Source organism: Nocardioides sp. AX2bis, from assembly GCF_902506435.1.
GTDB lineage: Bacteria > Actinomycetota > Actinomycetes > Propionibacteriales > Nocardioidaceae > Nocardioides.
The window spans coordinates 2,377,145-2,399,747 of the sequence record NZ_LR733215.1 but is presented as its reverse complement, the minus strand read 5'-3'; the positions used below and the strand labels follow the sequence as shown (position 1 = coordinate 2,399,747).

Annotated in this window: 17 protein-coding genes and 1 tRNA gene; 7 read left to right on the top strand and 11 right to left on the bottom strand. The window is 72.6% G+C overall.

Annotation, left to right across the window (positions count from 1 at the left end; genetic code table 11):
- Position 1 precedes the first annotated feature (1 nt).
- Positions 2–74 (bottom strand) — tRNA-Leu (locus tag GV155_RS11490).
- Between the two features lie 56 nt (positions 75–130).
- Here GV155_RS11490 and GV155_RS11485 point away from each other — a divergent pair.
- Positions 131–754 carry an ANTAR domain-containing response regulator gene (locus GV155_RS11485; protein ID WP_160008053.1) on the top strand — a complete coding sequence of 208 codons (624 nt, stop codon included), beginning with the start codon at positions 131–133 and terminating at the stop codon, positions 752–754.
- Between the two features lie 217 nt (positions 755–971).
- Positions 972–2,321: an ABC transporter substrate-binding protein gene (locus GV155_RS20725; protein WP_236554271.1), complete on the top strand. Its 1,350-nt coding sequence runs from the start codon at positions 972–974 to the stop codon at positions 2,319–2,321.
- A gap of 427 nt (positions 2,322–2,748) precedes the next feature.
- Here the strand turns inward: GV155_RS20725 and GV155_RS11475 are convergent, their stop codons facing one another.
- The 5 genes from GV155_RS11475 to GV155_RS11455 form a co-directional block, all read right to left on the bottom strand.
- Positions 2,749–3,552, bottom strand: a complete 804-nt coding sequence (locus GV155_RS11475) for an ABC transporter ATP-binding protein (protein WP_160008051.1) — start codon at positions 3,550–3,552, stop codon at positions 2,749–2,751.
- Complete coding sequence (locus GV155_RS11470) at positions 3,549–4,481, bottom strand: ABC transporter ATP-binding protein (RefSeq protein WP_160008049.1); 933 nt, start codon at positions 4,479–4,481, stop codon at positions 3,549–3,551. Before GV155_RS11470 ends, GV155_RS11475 begins: the two co-directional genes overlap by 4 nt.
- The gene (locus tag GV155_RS11465; protein WP_160008047.1) at positions 4,471–5,451 is read right to left on the bottom strand and encodes a branched-chain amino acid ABC transporter permease; all 981 of its coding nucleotides are present in this window, start codon (positions 5,449–5,451) and stop codon (positions 4,471–4,473) included. The genes GV155_RS11470 and GV155_RS11465 overlap by 11 nt, the downstream gene beginning before the upstream one ends.
- A 19-nt stretch (positions 5,452–5,470) precedes the next feature.
- Entirely contained in the window at positions 5,471–6,817 is a 1,347-nt protein-coding gene (locus tag GV155_RS11460; protein ID WP_160008045.1) for a branched-chain amino acid ABC transporter permease, read from the bottom strand.
- Positions 6,818–6,999: 182 nt separating this feature from the next.
- On the bottom strand, positions 7,000–7,743 hold the full coding sequence (locus tag GV155_RS11455) for a DUF554 family protein (RefSeq protein WP_160008043.1): 744 nt from the start codon (positions 7,741–7,743) through the stop codon (positions 7,000–7,002).
- 116 nt (positions 7,744–7,859) lie between these two features.
- On the opposite strand from GV155_RS11455, the gene GV155_RS11450 reads away from it, so the two are divergent.
- A complete protein-coding gene (locus tag GV155_RS11450; RefSeq protein ID WP_160008041.1) occupies positions 7,860–8,465 on the top strand; it encodes a GNAT family N-acetyltransferase in 606 nt (201 codons plus the stop codon).
- Positions 8,466–8,468: 3 nt separating this feature from the next.
- Here the strand turns inward: GV155_RS11450 and GV155_RS11445 are convergent, their stop codons facing one another.
- Positions 8,469–8,906, bottom strand: a complete 438-nt coding sequence (locus tag GV155_RS11445; protein WP_160008039.1) for a hotdog fold thioesterase — start codon at positions 8,904–8,906, stop codon at positions 8,469–8,471.
- A 74-nt stretch (positions 8,907–8,980) separates the two neighbouring features.
- On the opposite strand from GV155_RS11445, the gene polA reads away from it, so the two are divergent.
- Complete coding sequence (gene polA / locus GV155_RS11440) at positions 8,981–11,650, top strand: DNA polymerase I (RefSeq protein ID WP_236554270.1); 2,670 nt, start codon at positions 8,981–8,983, stop codon at positions 11,648–11,650.
- Positions 11,651–11,671: 21 nt separating this feature from the next.
- Here polA and GV155_RS11435 read toward each other — a convergent pair whose 3' ends face one another.
- The gene (locus GV155_RS11435; protein WP_236554269.1) at positions 11,672–12,946 is read right to left on the bottom strand and encodes a lipopolysaccharide biosynthesis protein; all 1,275 of its coding nucleotides are present in this window, start codon (positions 12,944–12,946) and stop codon (positions 11,672–11,674) included.
- A 248-nt stretch (positions 12,947–13,194) separates the two neighbouring features.
- Between GV155_RS11435 and GV155_RS11430 the strand changes: the two genes are divergently transcribed.
- Positions 13,195–13,875, top strand: a complete 681-nt coding sequence (locus GV155_RS11430) for a hypothetical protein (RefSeq protein WP_160008035.1) — start codon at positions 13,195–13,197, stop codon at positions 13,873–13,875.
- Positions 13,841–16,582: a hypothetical protein gene (locus GV155_RS11425; RefSeq protein ID WP_160008033.1), complete on the top strand. Its 2,742-nt coding sequence runs from the start codon at positions 13,841–13,843 to the stop codon at positions 16,580–16,582. The genes GV155_RS11430 and GV155_RS11425 overlap by 35 nt, the downstream gene beginning before the upstream one ends.
- A gap of 141 nt (positions 16,583–16,723) precedes the next feature.
- Here GV155_RS11425 and GV155_RS11420 read toward each other — a convergent pair whose 3' ends face one another.
- Positions 16,724–17,551: a class I SAM-dependent methyltransferase gene (locus tag GV155_RS11420; RefSeq protein WP_236554268.1), complete on the bottom strand. Its 828-nt coding sequence runs from the start codon at positions 17,549–17,551 to the stop codon at positions 16,724–16,726.
- 71 nt (positions 17,552–17,622) lie between these two features.
- Between GV155_RS11420 and GV155_RS11415 the strand changes: the two genes are divergently transcribed.
- Complete coding sequence (locus tag GV155_RS11415; protein ID WP_236554267.1) at positions 17,623–18,546, top strand: phosphotransferase family protein; 924 nt, start codon at positions 17,623–17,625, stop codon at positions 18,544–18,546.
- A 4-nt stretch (positions 18,547–18,550) separates the two neighbouring features.
- Here GV155_RS11415 and GV155_RS11410 read toward each other — a convergent pair whose 3' ends face one another.
- Together GV155_RS11410 and GV155_RS11405 are read right to left on the bottom strand one after the other, a co-directional pair.
- Positions 18,551–19,354 (bottom strand): hypothetical protein, encoded by an 804-nt coding sequence (locus GV155_RS11410; RefSeq protein ID WP_201300148.1) that lies wholly within the window; start codon positions 19,352–19,354, stop codon positions 18,551–18,553.
- Positions 19,355–19,513: 159 nt separating this feature from the next.
- Positions 19,514–22,588 carry a hypothetical protein gene (locus GV155_RS11405; protein WP_160008029.1) on the bottom strand — a complete coding sequence of 1,025 codons (3,075 nt, stop codon included), beginning with the start codon at positions 22,586–22,588 and terminating at the stop codon, positions 19,514–19,516.
- Positions 22,589–22,603 lie beyond the last annotated feature (15 nt).

Below are 22,603 nucleotides of genomic sequence, written 5' to 3'. Positions count from 1 at the left end.
GTGCCCCGGGTGGGACTCGAACCCACACTGGACGGTGTTTGAGACCGCTTCCTCTGCCGTTGGGATACCGGGGCCGCCGGCGGAGACCCTAGCCGACCTCGCCGGCGCGGCCGCCCGCTACCCTCGGCCCGTGACCGACCAGCCGTCCGCCCCCGACGCCGTGGGCCCGCCCGCCCGACGCGTCGTGGTCGCCGAGGACGAGACCCTGATCCGGATGGACCTCGCCGAGATGCTCTCCGAGGAGGGCTACGAGGTCGTCGGCGAGGCCGGGGACGGCGCCCGTGCGGTCGAGCTGGCCGAGCAGCTCCGGCCGGACCTGGTCATCCTCGACGTCAAGATGCCGGTGCTGGACGGCATCGCCGCGGCCGAGCGGATCGCCGCCGCCAGGATCGCCCCGGTCGTCATCCTGACCGCCTTCTCGCAGCGCGACCTCGTCGACCGGGCCCGCGACGCCGGCGCGATGGCGTACCTGGTCAAGCCGTTCTCGCAGTCCGACCTCGTGCCGGCCATCGAGATGGCCGTCAGCCGGTACGCCGAGCTGTCGGCGCTGGAGCTCGAGGTCGCCGACCTGAGCGACCGGCTGGAGACCCGCAAGGCCGTCGAACGCGCCAAGGGGATCCTCCAGCAGCAGCTCGGGCTGGCCGAGCCGGACGCGTTCCGGTGGATCCAGAAGACCGCGATGGACCTCCGGCTGTCGATGCGCGAGGTCGCCGAGGGCGTCGTGTCCCACGGTCCGGGGCTCGCGCAGTCCTGACGCCGCCCTGTCCTGCCGACGGGACGTCCTGCGGTCACGGACCGGTCTCGCGGGCCTTAACACGGTCTCCGCTCACCCTGACGGGTCACGATTGAGGCACGTCTGGGTCAACCGGGTCTCTGGCCCCTGGACGCACAGCCTCCCGCCACTACAGTTCCGATCACGTCGCAGCGGCCCGGGACCGAGTCCGGGCCCGGCCTGTACCCATGGAGGTCCCATGACCCGCCCCACCCCCATCCGTCGTACCGCGATCGCGGTGCTCGCCGTCGCGGGGCTCACGCTCAGCGCGTGCGGCAGCGACACCTCCTCCGACGAGGGCGCCAGCAGCCCCTCCGAGGGCTCGAGCGAGAGCTCGGGTTCCACCGAGGAGGCCTCGGGGACCCAGCTCTACTTCGTCGACGGCAACACCGCCGACTACTCGGAGGACTTCGACCCGGGCACGCTCGACGGTGTCAAGGCGACCTACCCGGGCTCCGAGCTCAACGACGACTTCCGGGACCGCCTCCTGGGCGTCGACCCCCAGCTCAAGGACTTCACCTACGGCGCCGAGTCCTACGACGCCACCGTGATCGCGGCCCTGGCCGCCACCGCCGCCGGCGCCGACTCGGGCAAGGCCATCGGCTCCGAGCTGCAGAACGTCACCACCGAGGGCGAGGTGTGCACCGAGATCCAGCAGTGCTTCGACCTCCTCGCCGACGGCACCGACATCGACTACGACGGCGTCTCCGGCCCGATCGACCTGAACTCCACCGGCAGCCCGTCCGCCGCGACGATCGGGATCTTCGAGTACGGCAGCGACAACACCTACGCCCCGGTCGAGTACATCACCGGTGAGATCCCCGACGTCGACAACGTCGCCGCCGGCCAGGAGATCAGCGGCAACATCCCGTCCGGCGACGGCACCCTGACCGTCGGCACCCTGCTCCCGCAGAGTGGTGACCTCGCCTTCCTCGGCCCCCCGGAGATCGCGGGCGTCGACCTGGCCGTCGAGGAGATCAACGCGGCCGGCGGCGTGAACGGCAACGACGTCGAGTCGGTCTCCGCCGACTCCGGCGACGGCACCCCGCTCATCGCCCCGTCCGAGACCGACAAGCTGCTGCGCGGCGGTGCCGACGTGATCGTCGGTGCGGCCTCGTCCTCGGTCTCGCTCAGCGTCATCGACCGCATCACCGGGGCGGGCGTCGCCCAGATCTCCCCGGCGAACACCTCCACGGAGTTCGACACCTACGACGACGCGGGTCTCTACTTCCGCACCGCCCCGTCCGACGTGCTGCAGGGCCAGGTCATGGCCTCGACGCTGATCGCGGACGGCAAGCAGAACATCGCCATCCTGGCCCGCCAGGACTCCTACGGCGAGGCGCTCGCGGAGAACGTCCGCGACTTCTACGAGCAGGCCGGCGGCACCGTGGTCTCCTACCAGACCTACAGCCCCGAGGCGCCGAACTTCAACGCCGAGGTGCAGTCCCTGGCCTCGGAGGACCCCGACGCCATCGTGCTGATCGCCTTCGACGAGACGAAGAAGATCGTGCCCGAGCTCATCCGTGCGGGCGTCGGGCAGAACAGCTGACCCAGCACCACCGCACCACCTGATCGACCAGCACCACCCACGAGGCCCCGGGCGCGCACACCGCGCACCCGGGGCCTTCGTGCTCCGCCGAGATGACGCTCGCGGACAGCCGAGGTGACGTTCGCGGGCAGCCGAGGTGACGCTCGCGGGCAGCCGAGATGACGGTTGCGGCGCCGGACGCCGCGGTCGAGGACGAGCCCCTCGGTCGCGACCTGCGTCGTCAGACCCCGACGAGGCGGAGCGGCCCCCCGGAGCTCTATCGCGGACGGCCCCCTCGCGGCCGCGGCGACGGCCGTACGGCCCGCCCGGCGACCCTCCGTCCGGTCGGGGGCCTGGCGTGGCTCCTCGTGCCGGCTGGGAACGTCGAAGCGGCGCGGACCCGGCTGGGTCCGCGCCGCTGCGAGGGCGCCCTGGGGGCGGGTGGTGCTCAGGCCTTCTTGGCCAGCGTGCCGAGGTAGAGCTCGATGACCTTGGGGTCGGTGGCCAGCTCGCGACCGGTGGCGGTGTAGGCGTTGCGGCCCTGGTCCAGCACGTAGCCCCGGTCGCAGATCTGCAGGCACCGGGCGGCGTTCTGCTCGACCATCACGACCGAGACACCTGCCTTGTTGATCTCGCGGGTCTGCACGAAGACCTCGTCCTGCATGGCGGGGGAGAGGCCGGCCGACGGCTCGTCGAGCAGCAGGACCGACGGCTCCATCATCAGCGCCCGGCCCATGGCCACCATCTGGCGCTCACCGCCGGACAGGGAGCCCGCCCGCTGGTTCTTGCGCGCAGCCAGCGCCGGGAAGATGCCGGTGACGAAGTCGAAGCGCTCGGTGAACTTCTTCGGCGCCTGGTAGCACCCCATCTGCAGGTTCTCGGCGATGGTCAGGCTCGGGAAGACGTTGTTGCTCTGCGGCACGAAGCCGATGCCCTTGGCCACCAGGGTGTCGGCACGCTGGTTGGTGACCTCGTCACCGCGCAGCGTGACGGTCCCGGTGTGGATCTTGACCAGGCCGAAGAGCGCCTTGAGGAACGTCGACTTGCCGGCGCCGTTGGGGCCGATGATGCCGACCAGCTCACCGGGCTGGCAGTAGATGTCGGCACCGTTGAGGATGTTGACCCCGGGGAGGTAGCCCGCGATCAGGTTGTCGGCGCGCAGCACGGCGCCGTCGGCGGCGCGCAGGTGCGCGTCGCGCGCGGCCTGCGCGCGCTGCTCGGCAGCGGGGTCGGGCGTGGCGGCGAGGCTCATCGGCCCTCCTTCTTCAGCGTGTCGATCTCCGCCATGGCCTCGACCTCGAGGGCGGCCTTGTCGAGCTCGGAGATGTCGGTGTCGTGGTGGGCGCCGAGGTAGGCGTCGATGACGCGCTGGTCGGACATGATCGAGTCCGGCGGGCCCTCGGCGATGATCCGGCCCTGGGCCATGACCACGACCCAGTCGGAGATGTCGCGGACCATGTCCATGTCGTGCTCGACGAAGAGCACGGTCATGCCCTCCTCGCGCAGCGACTTCACGTGGCCCAGCAGCGACTGCTTCAGGGCGGGGTTGACCCCGGCCATCGGCTCGTCGAGCATCACCAGCTCCGGACGCACCATCAGGGCGCGCGCCATCTCGAGCAGCTTGCGCTGCCCGCCGGAGAGCGACCCGGCGAAGTCGGACTCCTTCGCGTCGAGCTTGAAGCGGCGCAGCAGGTCCCGCGCACGGTCGCTGTTGGCCTCCTCCTCCTTGCGCCACAGGAACGCGAAGGGGCCGGCCCAGAACTTCTCGCCCTTCTGCCCGGTCGCGCCCAGCCGCATGTTCTCCAGCACGGTCAGCTTGGAGAGCACCTTGGTCAGCTGGAAGGTGCGGACCATGCCCATCCGGGCGACCTTGGAGGCCGAGACCCGGTTCAGGGACTTGCCGTTGAAGGCACGGTCGCCCGAGTCGGCGTCGTCGAAGCCGGTCAGCAGGTTGAAGAAGGTGGTCTTGCCGGCCCCGTTGGGGCCGATCAGCGCGGTGATGACGCCGCGCTGGACCTCCAGGTGGTCGACGTCGACGGCCTTCAGGCCGCCGAAGCTGCGGCTCACGTTGGTGGCCACCAGGATCGGGTCGGGCTTCTTGACCCCGGGCTCGGTCGCCAGGCCCCGCAGGCCGGCGCGCGCGCCGACCGAGGCGTCGGTCTTGTCCATGTCAGCGGGCATCGAGCGCGATCTCCTTCTTGTCGCCGAACAGGCCTTGCGGACGGAAGATCATCAGCAGCATCAGGGCCAGGCCCACGAACGCGAAGCGGATGTTGCCGACCTGGTCGGGCGTCATGAACTCGGGCGGGATGATCGGGTTGTCCCCGCTGGAGAGCTTGGTGAGCAGCTCCCCGAGGAAGGACAGCAGCGCCCAGAAGATCACCGCGCCGGCCACCGGCGACATCACGCGCGCGGCGCCGCCGAGGATCAGCATGGTGAAGGCGATGAAGGTGAAGTCGAGGTTGTACGAGTCGGGCTGCACCGAGGCCAGTCCCTGCGCGCCGACGAACCCGCCGACCGCGCCGATGACACCACCCAGGATCAGGGCCTGCATCTTGTAGCTGTAGACGTTCTTGCCCAGCGAGCGTACGGCGTCCTCGTCCTCGCGGATCGACTTCACCACCCGGCCCCAGGGCGAGCGCATGATCGCCCACACGAAGAGCAGGATCAGCCCGACCAGCGGCCAGCCGACGAGCATCACCCACAGGTCGTTGCGGCTGAAGTTCAAGAACGTGTCCATCGAGTCCGGCAGCGGGTTCAGGCTGCGGAAGCTGCCGGTGAAGCCGCTCACGCCGTCACGGGCGCGGAAGTACTCCTTGAACGTGGTCGAGAAGACCAGGCGCAGGATCTCGGCCACCGCGATCGTGACGATGGCCAGGTAGTCGGCCCGCAGGCGCAGCGTGGGCACGCCCATGACCAGGGCGAGCAGCACCGCGGCGACCAGGCCGACCAGGATCGCGACGACCAGGGGCAGGTTGAACGAGGCGATGGCCACGCCCATGCCGTAGGCGCCGACCGCGGCGAACGCGGCCTGGCCGAAGTTGAGCAGGCCGGCGTAGCCGAAGTGGATGTTCAGGCCGATGGCGGCCAGGACGAAGGAGATCGCCGTCGGGGTGAAGGCGTCGTAGAGGGGGCTGGTGATCAGGTCCATGTCGTTGTCCTCTCCGGCCTCAACCGACCCGTTCCCGGCGGCCGAGCAGGCCTTGGGGACGGACCAGGAGGATGACGATGAGCAGCAGGAGGGCGCCGGCGTTCTTCAGGTCCGCCGGCACCACCAGGGTGGAGAGGTCGATCAGGACGCCGATGAGCAGCGCACCGATCACCGCGCCCCACACCGAGCCGAGCCCGCCGACGGTGACGGCGGCGAAGAGCAGCAGCAGGATGAGCTGGCCGATCTGGAAGGTGACCCCGAGCTGGAAGCCCAGGAAGACACCGGCCAGGGCGGCCAGTCCGCTGCCGAGGATCCAGACGACCGAGATGACCCGGTCGACGTCGATGCCCGTGGCCGAGGCCAGCGCGGGGTTGTCCGACACGGCCCGGGTGGCGCGGCCGAGCCGGGTCCGCGACAGCGCGAGCAGCACGGCCGCGAGGACCACGATGCTGGTGACGGCGATGACCAGGTCGCGGCTGGTGAAGACGAAGAGGCCGCCGACGTCACGCCCGGCCGGGGTGAGGTACTCGTCGTAGCTGAGCAGCCGGCCCTTGGTGAAGTACTGGTACATGTTGCGCAGGAAGAACTGCAGGCCGATCGAGACGATCATCATCGCGATCAGGCCGGTGCCGCGTCGACGCAGCGGGCGCCAGAGCCCGGCGTCCTGCGCCCAGCCGAAGGCCATGCCGACGACCACCGCGACCACGGCCGCGAGCACGAACGGCATCCCCAGCACGGTGTTGGACAGGTAGGTGATCAGCGCCCCGAAGGTGACCAGCTCGCCGTGGGCGAAGTTGGTCAGGCCGGTGGTGCCGAAGACCATCGAGAGGCCCAGCGCCGCGGGCGCCATGATCAGGCCGAACAGCAGACCGCTGTAGATCAGGCCGGGCACGCGGTCCCAGGCCGTCTCGACGTCCCGGTTGTCCGGGCCGATCGCGAACAGCACCGGCAGGCTCTGGCCGGGGAGCAGGTTGAGCTCGCGGACGTTGTCCTCCTGGCGGAGCTCGACGCCCTCGGGCAGGCTGTCGATGACCAGCTCGATCTCGACCAGGCCACCTTCACCGGGGACCTCGATGGACCAGGTGCCGTCCTCGGCCGTGGTGTCGGAGAACTCCTCGCCGGCGGCGTCGCGCACGATCATCTCGACGCCGGGCACGGGGCTGCCGTCGGTGGCGGTGTTGGTGAGCGTGCCCGAGACGGTGTTGCTGTTCTCCTCCTCACCGCCGTCCCCGGAGGCCGAGGCGGGCGTCGCCACGGAGAGCAGGGCGAGCAGCACCCCGGTGACGAGGGTCAGCAGCAGAGCAGCGGCGCGTGGACCGGCCCGGAGGTCGGGCGCGGGCCGCGGCGAGGCGGGGCCGTGAGGCATGTGTCTCCTGTCACAGGCGGCGGGGTGGTCGCCGGATCGTAGCCCCCGAGCGGGTCGCGCACGTCGGCGAGGCGTCACGGAGCGTACGTCCTCCGGGGTGTGGCAGTCGCGGGTCGGAGGTCACGAGAAGGCCACAGTCCCGTGTCGTGACCGTCCTCACGCAGGCGCGAGGACGAGCGCGCTCATCGCAGTGAGCCCACCACGGTGACCAGCAGGGGGGCGAGCAGCAGGGCGGGCAGCAGGTCGGCCACCGCCACCTCCCGGATCCGCAGCAGCCGCAGGGCGACCCCGACCAGGACGAGGCCGCCGACCGCGGTCGTGGCAGCCAGCTCGGCCGCCGGGAGCACGTCGCCGAGCAGGACCCCCAGCAGGGTCAGCCCGCCCTGGACCACCACGACGGTCACGGCGCTGGCCGCGACGCCCCAGCCGAAGGAGGCCGCGAAGGCCATCGCGGCGAACCCGTCGAGCACCGCCTTGAGGTAGAGCTGCTCGGCGCCGTTGCCCAGACCGTCGTTGAGCGAGCCGAGGATCGTCAGCGGGCCGGTGCAGAACAGCAGCGAGGCCACCACGAACCCCTCGACGAACCGCTCTCGGTCGGCCGAGGCGCGGCGGGTCAGCCGCCGCTGCAGCCAGCCGCCGAGCTGCTCGAGGCGCAGCTCGAGCCGCAGCGCGGAGCCGATGATGCCGCCGCCCACGACCGCGCCGAGGACGATGAGCATCGGAGCGCTGTCGCCGACCCGGTCGGCGAGGGCGGGGTCGAGGACCGCGACGGCCGACGTGCCCGCGATCAGCAGGGTGACCAGGCCGAGCGCGTCGGTGACCAGGTCCCGCGTACGGGTGGGCAGCCGGTCTCCCATCAGGCGGCCGAGCCCCGCCCCGACCAGGACCGTGACGACGTTCACGAGGGTTCCCAGACCCGGGACCATGGTCCTTCTCCTTGCTCGAGATGTGCTCTCGGTGACCGCTCGGCGCGCGCCGAGCGTAGTCTGCGCCCGGCCGTCCGACCCCGGACCGCCGTCCGTGGACCCGAGGAGGAGTGGCCGTGGCCCGCACGCCCCGCAGCGCGGTGGTGCTGCGTGACGCGACCCCCGACGACGCCGCGTTCCTCGCCGAGGTCTGGCACGCCTCGATGCGCCGGGGCGAGGACGCCGACCGGTTGCGCGACGTGGCCGCGGTCCTGGCCCGGGCCGAGCAGCTCGAGGGGGAGCGGGTCCTGGTGGCCGAGCACGCCGGCGAGCCGGCCGGTGCGGTGCTGCTGAGGCTGACCACGCTGTCGCCGGTGGACCTCGACCCGGTGGTCCAGGTCCTGGTCCCGACGGTGCTGCCGCGCCTGCGGCGCCACGGGGTGGGCCGGGCGCTGATGGAGGCGGCGGTGGTCTTCGCCGAGGAGCACGACGCCGGTCACGTCGCGACCGCCGCGGAGGCCGGGTCCCGGGAGGCCAACCGGTTCATGGCCCGGCTGGGGTTCAGCCAGCGCGCGACCTACCGGACCGCCTCGACGGCGATGGTGCGCGCCCAGGTCGGGGGCCCGCGGACCGACCCCGCCACCGGGGCCCGCTCGATCGGCAGCGTCCTGGCCGCACGCCGCTCCCTGCGCCGCGCCCAGGAGCAGCGGCCCTCGTCCGAGGGTCAGGAGCCGACCGGCTGACGGTCAGCGGGCTGCGGGCGGAGCGTCGATCAGGGCGCAGGTGATCCGCGAGGTGCACACGCGCCGGCCCTGCTCGTCGCTGACGACGACCTCGAAGCTCGCCATCGAGCGGCCGAGGTGGACCGGGGTGGCGACCCCGGTGACGGTGCCGGCACGCGCCGCGCGGTGGTGCGTGGCGTTGATGTCGACGCCGACGGCGACCTTGTCCGGCCACGCGTGCAGGGCCGCCCCCACCGAGCCGAGGGTCTCGGCCAGCACGACCGACGCCCCGCCGTGCAGCAGGCCGTACGGCTGGGTGTTGCCCTCCACAGGCATCGTGGCCACGACCCGCTCGGGGCCGACCTCGGTGATCTCGACGCCCATCTTCTCGTTCAGCGCGCCGGCCGGCATCGCGGCGAGGAAGGCGTCGAGGTCGGGCGTCGCGTCGTCGTCGTGGCTCATGCCGGTCATCATCACCCACCGCGACGGTGTCGCCGGCGGCGGTTAGAGTCGCGACCGTGCCCGAGGCTGCTTCCGTGATCCCCCCACGTCCCCGACTGCTGCTCCTCGACGGGCACTCCCTGGCCTACCGCGCGTTCTTCGCGCTGCCGGTGGAGAACTTCTCCACGACCACCGGGCAGACCACGAACGCGGTCTACGGCTTCACCTCGATGCTGATCAACGTGCTCCGCGACGAGCAGCCCACCCACGTCGGGGTCGCCTTCGACGTCTCGCGGCAGACCTTCCGGATGGCGGAGTACGCCGAGTACAAGGCCGGGCGCAACAAGACGCCCGACGAGTTCAGCAGCCAGCTGCCGCTGATCGAGGAGGTCCTCGACGCACTGCGGATCCCGTACGTGAAGAAGCCCGGGTACGAGGCCGACGACATCATCGCGACGCTCACCACGCAGGCGCTGGCCGAGGACGACATGGAGGTGCTGATCCTCACCGGCGACCGCGACGCCCTGCAGCTGGTGACGGAGCGCTCCACGGTGCTCTACCCGATGCGCGGCGTCTCCGACCTGGCGCGGATGACGCCTGACGCGGTCGAGGCGAAGTACGGCGTGCGCCCCGAGCGCTACCCCGAGCTGGCCGCGATCGTGGGGGAGACCTCCGACAACCTGCCCGGCGTCCCCGGGGTCGGTCCCGGCTTCGCCGCCCGGTGGCTGGCGACCTACGACGGCCTCGACAACGTGATCACCCATGCCGACAAGATCACCGGCAAGAAGGGGGAGTCGCTGCGCGAGCACCTCGACGACGTGCTCCGCAACCGCCGCCTGAACGCCCTGGTCCGCGACCTGGAGCTGACCGCGGCCCCGGGCGACCTCGCGCTGCGCCCGTGGGACCGCCAGGAGGTGCACACCCTCTTCGACGGCCTGGAGTTCCGGGTGCTGCGCGACCGGCTCTTCGAGACCCTCGAGTCCGAGGAGGACGTCGACGGCAGCGGCTTCGACCTCGACGGCCACGTGCTGGGGGGCGGCGAGGTCGCGTCCTGGCTCGCGGACCTGCCGACGGGCACCGTCGGGGTGCACGTGCGGGGCGCGTGGGGCGCCGGCACCGGCCGCGTCGACGCGCTCGCGCTCGCGAGCGGCACGGGCCGCGCGGCGTACGTCTCCACCGAGACCCTCACCCCCGAGGACGACGCCGCGCTGGCCGGCTGGCTCGCCGACCCCGAGCGGCCCAAGGTCCTCCACGACGCCAAGGGTCCGGGCCTGGCGCTGGCCGCGCAGGGCTGGACCCTGCGCGGGCTGCAGAGCGACACCGCGCTCGCCGCCTACGTCGTGCGCCCCGACCAGCGCTCCTACGACCTCGCCGACCTGACGCTGCGCTACCTGCGGCGCGAGCTCAAGGGGGAGGACGCGGGCGACCAGGGGATGCTCTTCGACGAGGACCAGGAGGTCGCGCAGACCGCGATGCTGCACGCACGCGCCGTCCTCGACCTCGCCGAGGCGCTCGACGCGGCCGTGGAGGAGCACGGCGGCACGGAGCTGCTCGCCGACGTCGAGCTGCCGCTGGTCGACCTGCTCGCGGGTCTCGAGCAGACCGGGATCGCCGTCGACGCCGAGCACCTCGAGTCGCTCGAGTCCCACTTCGGCGCCGAGGTCACGCAGGCGGCCGAGGAGGCGTACGCCGTGATCGGCAAGGAGATCAACCTCGGCTCGCCCAAGCAGCTGCAGGTGGTCCTCTTCGACGAGCTGGCGATGCCCAAGACCAAGCGCACGAAGACCGGCTACACCACCGACGCCGACGCGCTCCAGCAGCTCTACGTGAAGACCGAGCACCCGTTCCTGCTGCACCTGCTGCGGCACCGCGACGTGATCCGGCTGCGCCAGACCATCGAGGGCCTGCTCAAGACCGTCGCGCCCGACGGTCGCATCCACACCACCTTCAACCAGACCATCGCCGCCACCGGGCGGTTGTCGAGCACGGACCCCAACCTGCAGAACATCCCGGTCCGCACCGAGGAGGGCCGCCGGATCCGGGAGGGCTTCGTGGTGGGTCCGGGGTACGAGTCGCTGCTCACCGCCGACTACAGCCAGATCGAGATGCGGATCATGGCGCACCTCTCCGAGGACGCGCTGCTGATCGAGGCGTTCCGCTCCGGCCGCGACTTCCACTCGATCACGGCGGCCCGCGTCTTCGACACCGACGCGGACGCGGTGACCTCCGAGATGCGGGCCAAGATCAAGGCGATGAACTACGGCCTCGCCTACGGGCTGTCCGCCTACGGCCTGGGCCAGCAGCTCTCGATCGACCCCGGCGAGGCGCGCGAGCTGATGGACGAGTACTTCGAGACCTTCGGAGGGATCCGCGACTACCTCGGCGGTGTCGTCGAGGAGGCCCGCCGGACCGGGTTCACCGAGACCATCTGGGGTCGTCGCCGGTACCTGCCCGACCTGACCAGCGACAACCGCCAGCGCCGGGAGATGGCCGAGCGGATGGCGTTGAACGCCCCGATCCAGGGCTCGGCGGCCGACCTGATCAAGCTGGCGATGCTGCGGGTCGACGTGGCGCTGCGCGAGGCGGAGCTCTCCTCGCGGATGCTGCTGCAGGTCCACGACGAGCTCGTCTTCGAGGTCGCCCCCGGCGAGGCGGACGAGCTGGACGCCCTGGTCCGTCGTGAGATGGGTGGCGCCGCGGACCTGACCGTCCCCCTCGACGTCTCCGTCGGCACCGGCCGCAGCTGGCACGAGGCCGCGCACTAGCCACGACCCGGTCGCGGCCCGTCAGTCCGCGACCGGCGCCTGGTCGTGCTTCATGTGCCGCAGGCTCATCGCGAGCAGCACGACGAGCAGGACGGCGTCGACGCCCGCGACGGTGAGCAGCAGCCCGTTCACGGTGTCCTGCAGCAGCGCGATGCCGACCAGCACCACCGCGGCCCCCCAGGTCAGGTACGTCGAGGCGGTGCCCTGGCGCGCCAGCACGGAGTAGACGAGCAGCTGCAGGAGCGCCAGCAGCGTGCCGACGGTCGCGAAGGCCCACAGCCGGCCGCTGACCCCGGCGTACTCGGACCCGCCGACGAAGAACGTGGCGAGGTCGGCCAGGACGAGCGCGCCGACCACGCACCCGCCGCCGAGCACCGCACCCGCCGTGAGGCTCCGCAGCAGCGCTCGCCGCCGCTCGGCCACCGTCGACATCGCGGGGAACGCGACCACGACCACGAACTGCGGCAGGAACAGCACGGCCTTGGTCAGGATCAGCCCGCCGGCGTACAGCCCGGCCTCCTGGGCCGGCAGCACGTTGCGCGCGATCACGATGTCGACGTTGGACAGGACGAAGAACGCCATCAGCGCCAGGGAGCCCGACACGGCCTCGCGCACCGTCGGGCGGATCCGGTTGTGGTCGTTGTCGGCGCCCGGGCTGCGGGTGCCGCGCAGGGCCCACCAGCCCACGGCGACCGGGACCAGCATCGCCGCCGCGACCCCGGCCATGGCCGCGCCCTCGGTGGGACGGATCAGGATCGCGACGGTGCCGAGCACGAGCCGCGGGACGCCGAGGGAGAGGTAGACCAGGGCCAGCGGCACCCAGCGGCGCTCGCCCTGGAGGACGCCGGCCTGGCCGCCCATGATCGTGAGCGGCACGGCGCCTGCGGCGAGCAGCAGCGCGGGGACGATGCTGTCGAGCCGGAGGACCTGCCACACCACGGGGGCGAGCAGCAGCAGGACGCCGCCGACCAGCCACCCGGCGCGGTAGGTGACCGTCAGCATCACCCGCTCGATCTGCTCCACGTCGTCGGGGTCGGCAGCGATCCGGCGCGCCGCGGTGGCCTGCAGGCCGAGCTGCACCACGGCCACGACCAGGAAGAGCGCCATCAGCGCCGACACCCCGCCGTACTGCTCGGGGCCCAGGACGCGGGCCGCGACCATCTGGAAGGAGTACGTCGCGACATTCATCATCACGATCGCCGCGGCGATCGCGCCGCCGTCGCGGGTGGCGTCGCGCAGGCGGGTGCCGAGGCTTCGCGCGGGCGCCTGGGGGGTCGCCTGGGGGGTCGCGGTCACGAGGCCGAGATTAGGTCAACCCGCCCCGGACCACCCAGGCAGCGCGCTCGTGGAGGGTCCGTTCACCTGGATGTCGCCACTCGCGGAGTCTCGGACACGGGACGTTCGTCCCTTTGTTACCGAAAGGTAACTGGCTTATGATCCGGCGGCACCTCGGAACGAGTGGGGTGCGTCACGTGCTGCTGAGGGGCGGCACGTCGTTCTACGTCGGCCACGGAGGGTGGCCGTCGACACAAGGGGAGTGAGTCATGCCCGCACGCCTGTCGGCGCGCACCAACATCGACGACCACGGGCAGGAAGGGGCGAGGGGCACTCCGGTCCCCGCCACCCTGATCACCGGTGTCGTCCTGGCGATCGGGGTGGCCGTCGCGGTCGGCCTCGACGCCGTCCTCGACCTCCAGGTCTCGCAGGTCGTCCTCAGCGGGGTCCTGCTCGGGGCGGTGGTCGGTCTGGTGCCGGCCCGCTCCATCGGGGTACGCCTCGGCGGCTTCGCCGTCGGCGTCCTGGTCGCCTTCGCCTGCTACCTGCTGCGGGCAGGAACCCTGCCCGACGCTGCGAGCGGGCTGGCCGTGGCCGCGATCGCCACCGTCCTGCTCTGCACCGCCATCGCGGCGGCCAGCCTCGACCGGCTGCCGTTGTGGTCCCTGCTGCTCGGCGCGGGCGCCTTTGCCGGCGTCTACGAGCGGACCTTCGCAGCCGCCGTCGCCGAGACCGCCACCACCTCGGTCAACACCCTGACCGCGCTGGCGCTGACGGTCGCCGTCGGCTTCCTGGTCGCCTCGCTCGCACCGCGGGCGAACGCTGCCCGTCCCACCGCGCCCACCGGCGCCCCCACCCCCGACCAGGCCCCCCCGACCAGGCCCCCACCGGGGCACAGACCATGGAGGTCACCCGATGACCGGCGCCGCCCGTCACCGTCACGCTCGTAGCCGTCTCCGGCGCCCCCTGCACGTCGCCGCCGTCACGGTCGGGGCTGCCGCTGTCGCGTCCTGGTCCCTCGGGCCGACCTTCGCCGCCGCGGACAGCGGTGACGTCGAGGTCGTCAATACCGAGACCGTGCAGGTCTACACCGACGCCGAGGGCGCGGTCGACACCAAGCGCGTCTACGAGCAGGTCGAGCTCAGCGGTCAGGGCACCGTCACGCTGGACAACCCGATCGCGCTCGAGGGCCTGCGCAACCTCGACGGCTTCGGCGGGGTCGAGACCGAGGACGGGTCCCAGGTCACGACCACGACCGTCGACGGTGTCGAGCAGCTGCGCTCGGTGAGCGAGTTCGACGGTGAGCTCCCCCTGGCGGTCTCCGCGACCTACGAGCTCGACGGCGAGCCCGTCGAGCCTGGTGACGTGGTCGGTGAGTCCGGCCACCTGGTCGTCGAGTACACGATCAAGAACGTCAGCGGCGTCGCCACCGAGATCTCCTACCCGGACGGCCGGGGCGGCGAGGTCACCGACACGGTCGAGGTGCCGATCCCGATGGTCGGCTCGCTGACCACGGTCGCGCCCCCGACCTTCGACGAGGTGACCTCCTCCCAGGCCAACATGGCCGGTGACGGCAAGGGAGGCACCAGGCTGTCCTTCACCGCCACCCTCATCCCGCCGATCGGCGACGACACCGCGGTCTTCGGCTACGAGGCCGACATCACCGACGGCGTGGTGCCGCGTGCCGACTTCACCGGCCTTCCGGTGAACCCGCTCAAGAGCCCGAGCTTCGCCAAGGCCGCCGAGAGCTACCAGGGTGGCGCCCAGACGGGTGTCGCGCTGACCGAAGGTGCAGTCGAGATCGACGACAACCTGCTCAAGCTGCGTGACGGCGCCGGGGACCTCCTGGCCGGCCTCATCAAGCTGCAGGCGGGGTCCGAGGAGCTCTCCCAGGGCCTGGTCGGTCAGGCTGCTCCGGGTGCCGCCGAGCTGGCGGCCGGCGCAGGAGAACTCTCGGACGGTCTCGGGCAGCTCGACACCGGCGCGGGACAGCTCGCGGAGGGGACCGGCAAGCTGAGTGTCGGAGTCGGCGTGCTCATGACTGGGACGTCGAAGCTCCGCGACGGGTCGGGTGCCCTGTCCCTGGGCGCGATCAAGCTCCGTGACGGAGCTTCGGACGCGGCAGCGGGAGGTGCCGAGCTCGCCGACGGGGCGCAGCGGCTTGGAGAGGGGATCGACACTCTCGACGGCAAGCTGCCCGAGCTGAGCAGCGGAGTCGGTCAGTTGGCAGCCGGCCAGAAGGGACTGGTCGATGGTCTGGCAAAGCTTCGTGCGGGTGTGAGTGCGCTCCCAGCGGGTGTGCGGGCGCAGTTAGCCCAGAATCCCGACTATCAGCAGCTGCTGGGGGCACTCCAAGGCGTCGTAGCTGGTATCGGCACCTTGTCCGACACGACGCAGCCGACCCTGCTGGGTGGTTTGAATCGCATTAAAGGCGGCTTGAACGGCCTGACCGGCAACGTTGACACGACAGTGCAGGCGCTCGACCAGGCCCTTCAGGGTCCGGTGACGGCCGACGGCACGGTCGCTAGGCTCCGCGCCTCGATTGCCAATATTGCTTCGGCCCCGGACTGTGGCCCAGTCTGCCGGGCAACCGCCAGCGGCACAGCAGATGCAGTTGCCGAGGCTCAGACTGCCAGGTTGACCGAGCTTCGCAACGGACTCGAACTGCTGTCCAACAGCGTCAAGGCTCAAATCACGGGGCCCGGTGCAGGCATTGATCAACTGCGAGCGGGGCTTAGCAATGGACTCCCCACCACGTGTGACCGGATCAAGGCCGACGACTCGAACCCGGCCGACGACTGCGGGGTGGCGCAGGCCGTTCAGCTCGTGCAGGGTGGCATCCCCCAGCTCATCGACGGCCTCACCGCCAACATCAGCACGAGCCTTCTCGACTCGATCGGTAACGGCGCCCCGGGCTGCGACCCCACTCAGACGCTGGCCTGCGCCGCGGACGCTCTCAGCGTCGGCGGCGATGACCTGGTCACCGGGGTCGCAGACCTCGTGAGCGGAGTCGAGGAGCTGAACGCCGGCGGCCAGAAGGTTTCCGCCGGTGCTGGGAAGCTCGCCGTCGGGCTTGGTGACCTCGGTGAGGGAACGCAGCAGTTGGCCGATGGTTCCAAGGCACTCGCTGACGGCTCCGTGCAGCTGGACGACGGAGTCGGTGAGCTCGCCGCCGGAGCCGGCGAGCTCGATACCGGTGCAGGCAAGCTTGCAGCGGGTGCCAGCGCCGCTGCCGGTGGTGCCTTCCTCCTCTCCGCCGGCTCGCAGGAGCTGTCCGACGGCATCGGCGACGCGGCCGACGGCTCGGTGCAGCTGGCCGACGGTCTCGGCACGGCTGCCGACGGTGCGCCGAAGCTCGTCGACGGTGCGCAGCGCCTGTCCGACGAGGGCACCAAGGTGCTGATCGGCAAGGGCGAGGACACCGCGAAGTCCTACGGCGAGATGTACGCCTCCCTGGTCGCCGGCGCCGAGCGCGCCGACACCGAGGACATGGCCTACGGGGCGCCCGCGGGTGCCGAGGGCCTCACGGCCTACAGCTTCGTGCTGCAGGGCGAGGACGGGGCCGGTGGTCGCAACCTCGGTCGCGGGCTGCTCGCCGGTGGGGTTGCGGCCCTCGCCGGTGGCGGGCTTCTGATCCGTCGACGCTTCCTGGTCTGAGACGACCCGCACCACCAGCACGGCCCCGGTCCTCGGACCGGGGCCGTGCTGCGTACCGGACCCCCACCGTCAGACCGGACGTGTCATGACAAGCAGGTCCTGACTGCCTCCGGGGCTGCTTCTCGTGACACGTTCCTGCGCTCAGCCCCGCAGGTCGGCCGCGAAGATCGCGGTGCCCGGCGTCAGGCGCCCGCGCAGCTGCGACCAGCCGCCCCAGACCCGGTCGTGGTCCTCGGGCCAGCGCGGCTCGAGCAGGTCGGTGATCACGAAGCCCGCGGCGTGCAGCAGCGCCACCCAGTCGCCCAGCGTGCGGTGGTGCTCGACGTAGGCCACCTCGCCCGTGGCGGGGTCGACCTCGACGTACGGCGTGCGGTCCCAGTAGGAGGAGACGGCCGTCAGGCCCTCGGGGCCGGGGTCGTCGAGGAACATCCAGCGCGTCGGGTGGGTGATCGAGAACGCGAGCCGCCCCCCGGGGCGCAGCACCCGCGCGGCCTCGGCCAGCGCGACGTCGAGGTCCGCGACGAACTGCAGGGCGCCGAAGCTGCAGAAGACGACGTCGAACGAGGCGTCCGCGAAGGGCAGGGCGGTGGCGGTGGCGCGTACCGACGGCACGACGACGCCGGTGGACTCGTCGAGCCGACGGGAGTGCTGGAGCTGACGGTGGGACAGGTCGAGCCCCACCGCGCGGCCTCCGCGTGACCGCACCCAGCGCGAGCACTGCCCGGCGCCCGAGCCGACCTCGAGGACGTCGCGCCCGGCGACCTCACCGAGCACGCCGGCCTCGTCCTCGGTCAGCCCCTCGGGGCCCCACACGAAGCCGGCGTCGCCGAGGAAGGCGCCGTGGGTGGCCTGGTACTCGTCGGCGTAGCGGTCCCAGTCGGGGCCGTTGGCCCGGCGGGACTCGTCCTCGTCGACGGCGCGCCGCTCGACCACGACCGGGGCGGGCGGTGGGAACTCGTGCTCGGCCACCCCCGGACCCTAGCGGGAGCACCTCGTGCGGGACCGGTGGCCGGTCGCAGGGCGCTGGCACCATGGACGACGTGCAGCCGACCCTCGAACCCCTCAGCGGCGGCTGGTCCGGCGAGACCTTCCTGGCCGGTGTCGGAGCCGAGCGCACGGTCGTGCGGGTGTACGGCGGCCGCTCGCTGGCCCGGGGACCGGCGGCGCCCGAGGTCGACGCGGCGGTGCTGGCGCTCGTACGCGGGCTGCTCCCGGTGCCGGACGTGCTGGAGGTCCGCCGCGCCGACCCGGTGTCCGGCTCGCCGGGCCTGCTGGTCACCTCGTTCGTGCCAGGGGTGCGCGGCGACCTGGCGCTGGACGGGATCCGCGAGGACGACGAGGCGCTGGCCCGTCTCGGGCGCGGCCTCGGCCGGGTGGCCGGGCTGCTCGCGTGCATGCCGCAGCCGAGCACGGGGCCGTTCCTGGACGGTGACCTGCGGATCGGGTCGTACGGCGACCAGGTCGACGTCGGCGGTGTTCTCGCGGCGCGCCGTGACGACCTGCACCTCGCCGACGGGTGGGGACCGTCGGAGCTCGACGGGCTGGAGGAGCTGGCCGGCTGCGCCGACGAGGTGCTCTCCGACGTACGCCGCCGCAGCCTGGTCCACAGCGACCTCAACCCGAAGAACGTGCTGGTCGACCCCACGAGCCTCGAGATCGCCGCGGTGCTCGACTGGGAGTTCGCCCACGCCGGCCACCCCGCCACCGACCTGGGCAACCTGCTGCGGCACGACCGCCGCCCTGCCTATGTGGAGGGAGTCGTTGCGGCGTACCGCGAGCGGGTGCCCGCCGCCGAGGGACGTCGCGACCTGCTCGACCGGGCGCGGGCGGCAGACCTGGTCGCGCTCCTCGACCTCGCGGCGAGACCGGGAGCAGACATGCCGCTCGACCCCGAGGCGGGCCGGGCCCGCGCGCTGCTGCTGGCCGTCGCCCGTGCGAGGGACTGGCACGCCCAGCCGGACTGAGGTGTCAGTCGACCCCGACCGTGCGCCGGCCGCGGAGGGGGAGCCGTCCGGCGAGGTCCGCGAGCGGACCGACCGCCCGCCCGAGGCCGTCGGCCGCGGCCTCCAAGGAGGGGATCAGCTCGCTCAGCGTCGCGAGCCTGGGCTGGATCTGCTCGAGCGTCTCGCCGAGCGTGACCAGCTGGTCGAGGGTGCCGCCGTCGGCGACGAGCTTCTCGACGAAGCCGTCCTCCAGGAGCACCCGGTCGAGCAGGCCGCCCGGGGCGACGAGGCGGTCCAGGGCCCCGTCCTCCACGGTCAGCCGGTCGAGCGCGGCGCCGGGGGCCAGCAGCCGCTCCAGCACCCCGTCGGCCTCGACCAGCCGGTCCAACGGGCCGCCGTCGGCGAGCAGCCGGTCCAGGGCGCCGCCCTCGACGAGGAGCCGGTCCAGCGGGCCGCCCTCGGCGAGCAGCGTCAGCACCGCACCACGCTCGGCCAGCAACCGGTCGAGCGCCCCGCCAGGCTCGAGCAGCCGACCGAGCGGCCGGTCGGGGGCGGTCAGCTCGTTGAGGGTGTGGGCCAGGCGCACCGGGCCCTCGCGGTCGGAGAGCACCCGGACCAGCTGCTCGGCGTACCCGCCGTCGCCGATGACCCGCAGCACCAGGTCGGCGTACCCGCCCTGGCGGCGGATCGGGCCGTCCGGCGCGGCGAGGACGCCGACGGCGAGCGTGGCCCTCGTGGCCGCGACCGCCAGGTCGACCGGGAGCGCGGCGAGCGCCGCGACGCGCGACCACCCGGGGCCGGGGACGACGACGGGGACGGAGGAGACCATGCGCCGACGGTAGCGCCCGGAGGTGGTCGGTGGGGCGGTTGCTGCGACACCGTGTCGCACGTGTCCTCCGGGGGGGTTCGGTCAGGGGTGGGCCGGACGTGACGACGCCGCCCGGGTAGGGGGGTTTCCGGGCGGCGTCGTGCTGGTGGGGTGGAGCGGTCAGCCGCGGCCGCCCTTCCCTGGGCCCTTCACCCGGGGGTCGGTGCCGTTGCGGACCTCGCGACCGTCGCTGATGCCGCCGTTGTCGGTGTCCCGGTCGCACGGGTTGGTCCGGTAGCGCTTGATCTCGGCCCGGTCGCTCAGGCGGTCGCGGTCGGTGTCCTTGCGCAGCGGGTTGGTCGGGCACCGGTCGTAGCGCTTGTTGGCCGAGCCCGTGACCTCGACCCGGTCGTTGAGCCCGTCCCGGTCGGTGTCCTTGCGCAGCGGGTCCGTCTTGAAGCGCTTGACCTCTCGTCCGTCGGTCAGGCCCTCGCCGTCGGTGTCCTTGCGCAGCGGGTCGGTCGACGTCCTCAGGACCTCGCGGCCGTCGGTGAGCCCGTCGCGGTCGGTGTCCTTGCGCAGCGGGTCCGTCTGGTGCTGGTTGACCTCGGGGCCGTCCTGCAGGCCGTCGTCGTCGGTGTCGGGGTCGAGCGGGTCGGTCCCGAGCTCCTGCTCCTCGGCGTCGGTGAGGCCGTCGCCGTCGGTGTCCCCGTCGACCACCGGTGTGTCGTCGGTCGGGTCGAGGGGGTCGGTGCCGGCCCCGACCTCGGTGCCGTCGTCCACGCCGCCGCCGTCGGTGTCCGCCACGTTCGGGTCGGTCAGGGTGACGTCGACCTCGTCGCCGTCGCTGAGGCCGTCGGCGTCGGAGTCGGGGTCGCGGGGGTCGGTGGGCTCGTTGTCGTAGCCGTCGTTCTCCGAACCGGAGACCTCCTCCAGGTTGGTCGCCCCGTCGCCGTCGGCGTCCTCGGCGTCGTCGGTGGTCCCGTCGTCGTCGGTGTCGGCGGCGTTCGGGTCGGTGCCGGTGAGGTCGACCTCCTCGCCGTCGGTGAGGCCGTCGGCGTCGGTGTCGTCGTCCTGGGGGTCGGTGGGCGCGTTGCCGTACCCGTCGTTCTCCGAGCCGGAGACCTCCTCGAGGTTGGTGAGCCCGTCGCCGTCGGGGTCCTCGGCGTCGTCGGTCGTGCCGTCACCGTCGGTGTCCGGGTCCGCCGGGTCGGTGAAGGTCTGGCCGACCTCCTCGCCGTTGGTCAGGCCGTCCCCGTCGTCGTCCGCGTCGGGGTCGGTGACCGCGTCGTCGGCGGCGTCGTTCGGGTCGCCGGCGGGGGTGCCGGAGACCTCGGTGCCGTCAGGCACGCCGCCACCGTCGGTGTCGGCGGTGTTCGGGTCGGTGGGCTCCTCGCCGAACGCGTCGTTCTCCGAGCCGGTCACCTCCTGGCCGTCGGTGAGGCGGTCGTTGTCGCTGTCCGCGTCGCGGGGGTCGGTGGGGTCGCCGCCGAACGGGTTCTCGGAGCCGGAGACCTCCTCGAGGTTGGTGAGCCCGTCGTTGTCGGCGTCGTCCGCGGCGTCGGGGGTGCCGTCGCCGTCGGTGTCGGCGGTGTTGGGGTCGGTGCCGGTGAGGTCGATCTCCTGGCCGTCGGTGAGGCCGTCGTTGTCGGAGTCGGGGTCGCGGGGGTCGGTGGGCTCGTTGGCGTAGTCGTCGTTCTCGGAGCCGGAGACCTCTTCGAGGTTGGTGAGCCCGTCGTTGTCGGGGTCCTCGGCGCCGTCGGGGGTGCCGTCACCGTCGGTGTCGGCGTCCTGGGGGTCGGTCCCGGTGAGGTCGGTCTCCTCGCCGTTGGTCAGGCCGTCGCCGTCGCCGTCGTCGTCGGCCCCGGGGTCGACGGGGGTGTCGTCGGCGGGGTCGAGGGGGTCGGTGCCGTTGTCGGTCTCGGTGCCGTCGTCGACGCCGCCACCGTCGGTGTCGGCGGTGTTGGGGTCGGTGCCGGCCGCGACCTCGTCGCCGTCGGTGAGGCCGTCGGCGTCGGAGTCGGGGTCGCGGGGGTCGGTGGGCTGGTTGCCGTACCCGACGTTCTCCGAGCCGTCGACCTCCTCGAGGTTGGTGAGCCCGTCGTCGTCGGGGTCCTCGGCGCCGTCGCGGGTGCCGTCACCGTCGGTGTCGGGGTCGCGGGGGTCGGTCCCGGTGAGGTCGGTCTCCTCGGCGTTGGTCAGGCCGTCGCCGTCCTCGTCCTCGCCCGGCACCAGCGTGCAGTCGAGTCCGCCGACCGGCGCGGTGGCCGCCGCCTCGAGCGGGAACAGCTCGGTCTCCAGCACGGGCACCGCGCCCAGCAAGCCCGCCCGCACCTCGAGCACCGCCGCAGAGCCGGCGGCCTGCGTGCCGTCGGGGGCGTCCGCGGACACGTCGAGCTGGCCGGCGCGCAGCGTCACCTGCAGCAGCGGGTTGTCGGGCGAGGTGAAGCTGAGCGGGCTGCCGTCGACCGGCAGGGTGCGCGTCCGCCCGCCGCCGGTGACCTCCACGACCGGTGCGTCGTAGGTGACGGTCGCGCCGTCGGCGCCCGCCTGCCCCGTGGCCGTCGCGGTCAGCTCGGGCGCCGACAGGACGCGCACCTGGACCGAGCCGCTGAGCAGGTCCAGGGAGGCGATGCTGCCGCGGGCGGAGCTGGCCACGCCCTGGGAGTCGGGGCCGCCGACCTCGACGAGCTCGGTGCGCTGCGACGTCGAGACGGTGCCGGGCAGCGCCAGCAGCGTGCCCAGGGTCGGCACGGGCAGCAGCGAGAGGTTCGCGGTCGAGACGGTCGAGGACGTCAAGGGGCCGGTCGGGCACCCCCGAGCGACGGCGCGGGCCTGGGCCTCGGCCCGCGAGATCCCGAGGGTGAGCAGCCCCGGCACGGTGCCGGGAGCGCCACCGTCGACCGTGGGCTGCGCGTTGTCCGGCGGCGCCGTCTGGCTGGCCTCGGCCAGCAGGCCCGGCAGGCTCGTGCCGAGGAGGGAGGCGTCGAGGTTGCGGGCGTCGGCCGTGGCCGCCTGACCGCCGGCGACCGTCGTGGTCACCGTGCCCTCGGAGGTGGCCACGCCGGCGGCGGCGACGGCCGGGAGGCCCGGCAGCTTGAGTGCGCCGAGCTCGAGGACCTGGGCGGAGGCGGAGCTGGTCAGCGGTTGGTCGGCGACGTCGGCGACGGCCGGCGCGGGGGTGGCGGTGAGGGTGAACAGGGCGGCCGTCGAGACGACGAGACCACATGCCACCGGTCGCTTGAAGGGGCTCATGGGTGGGGGCTCCGG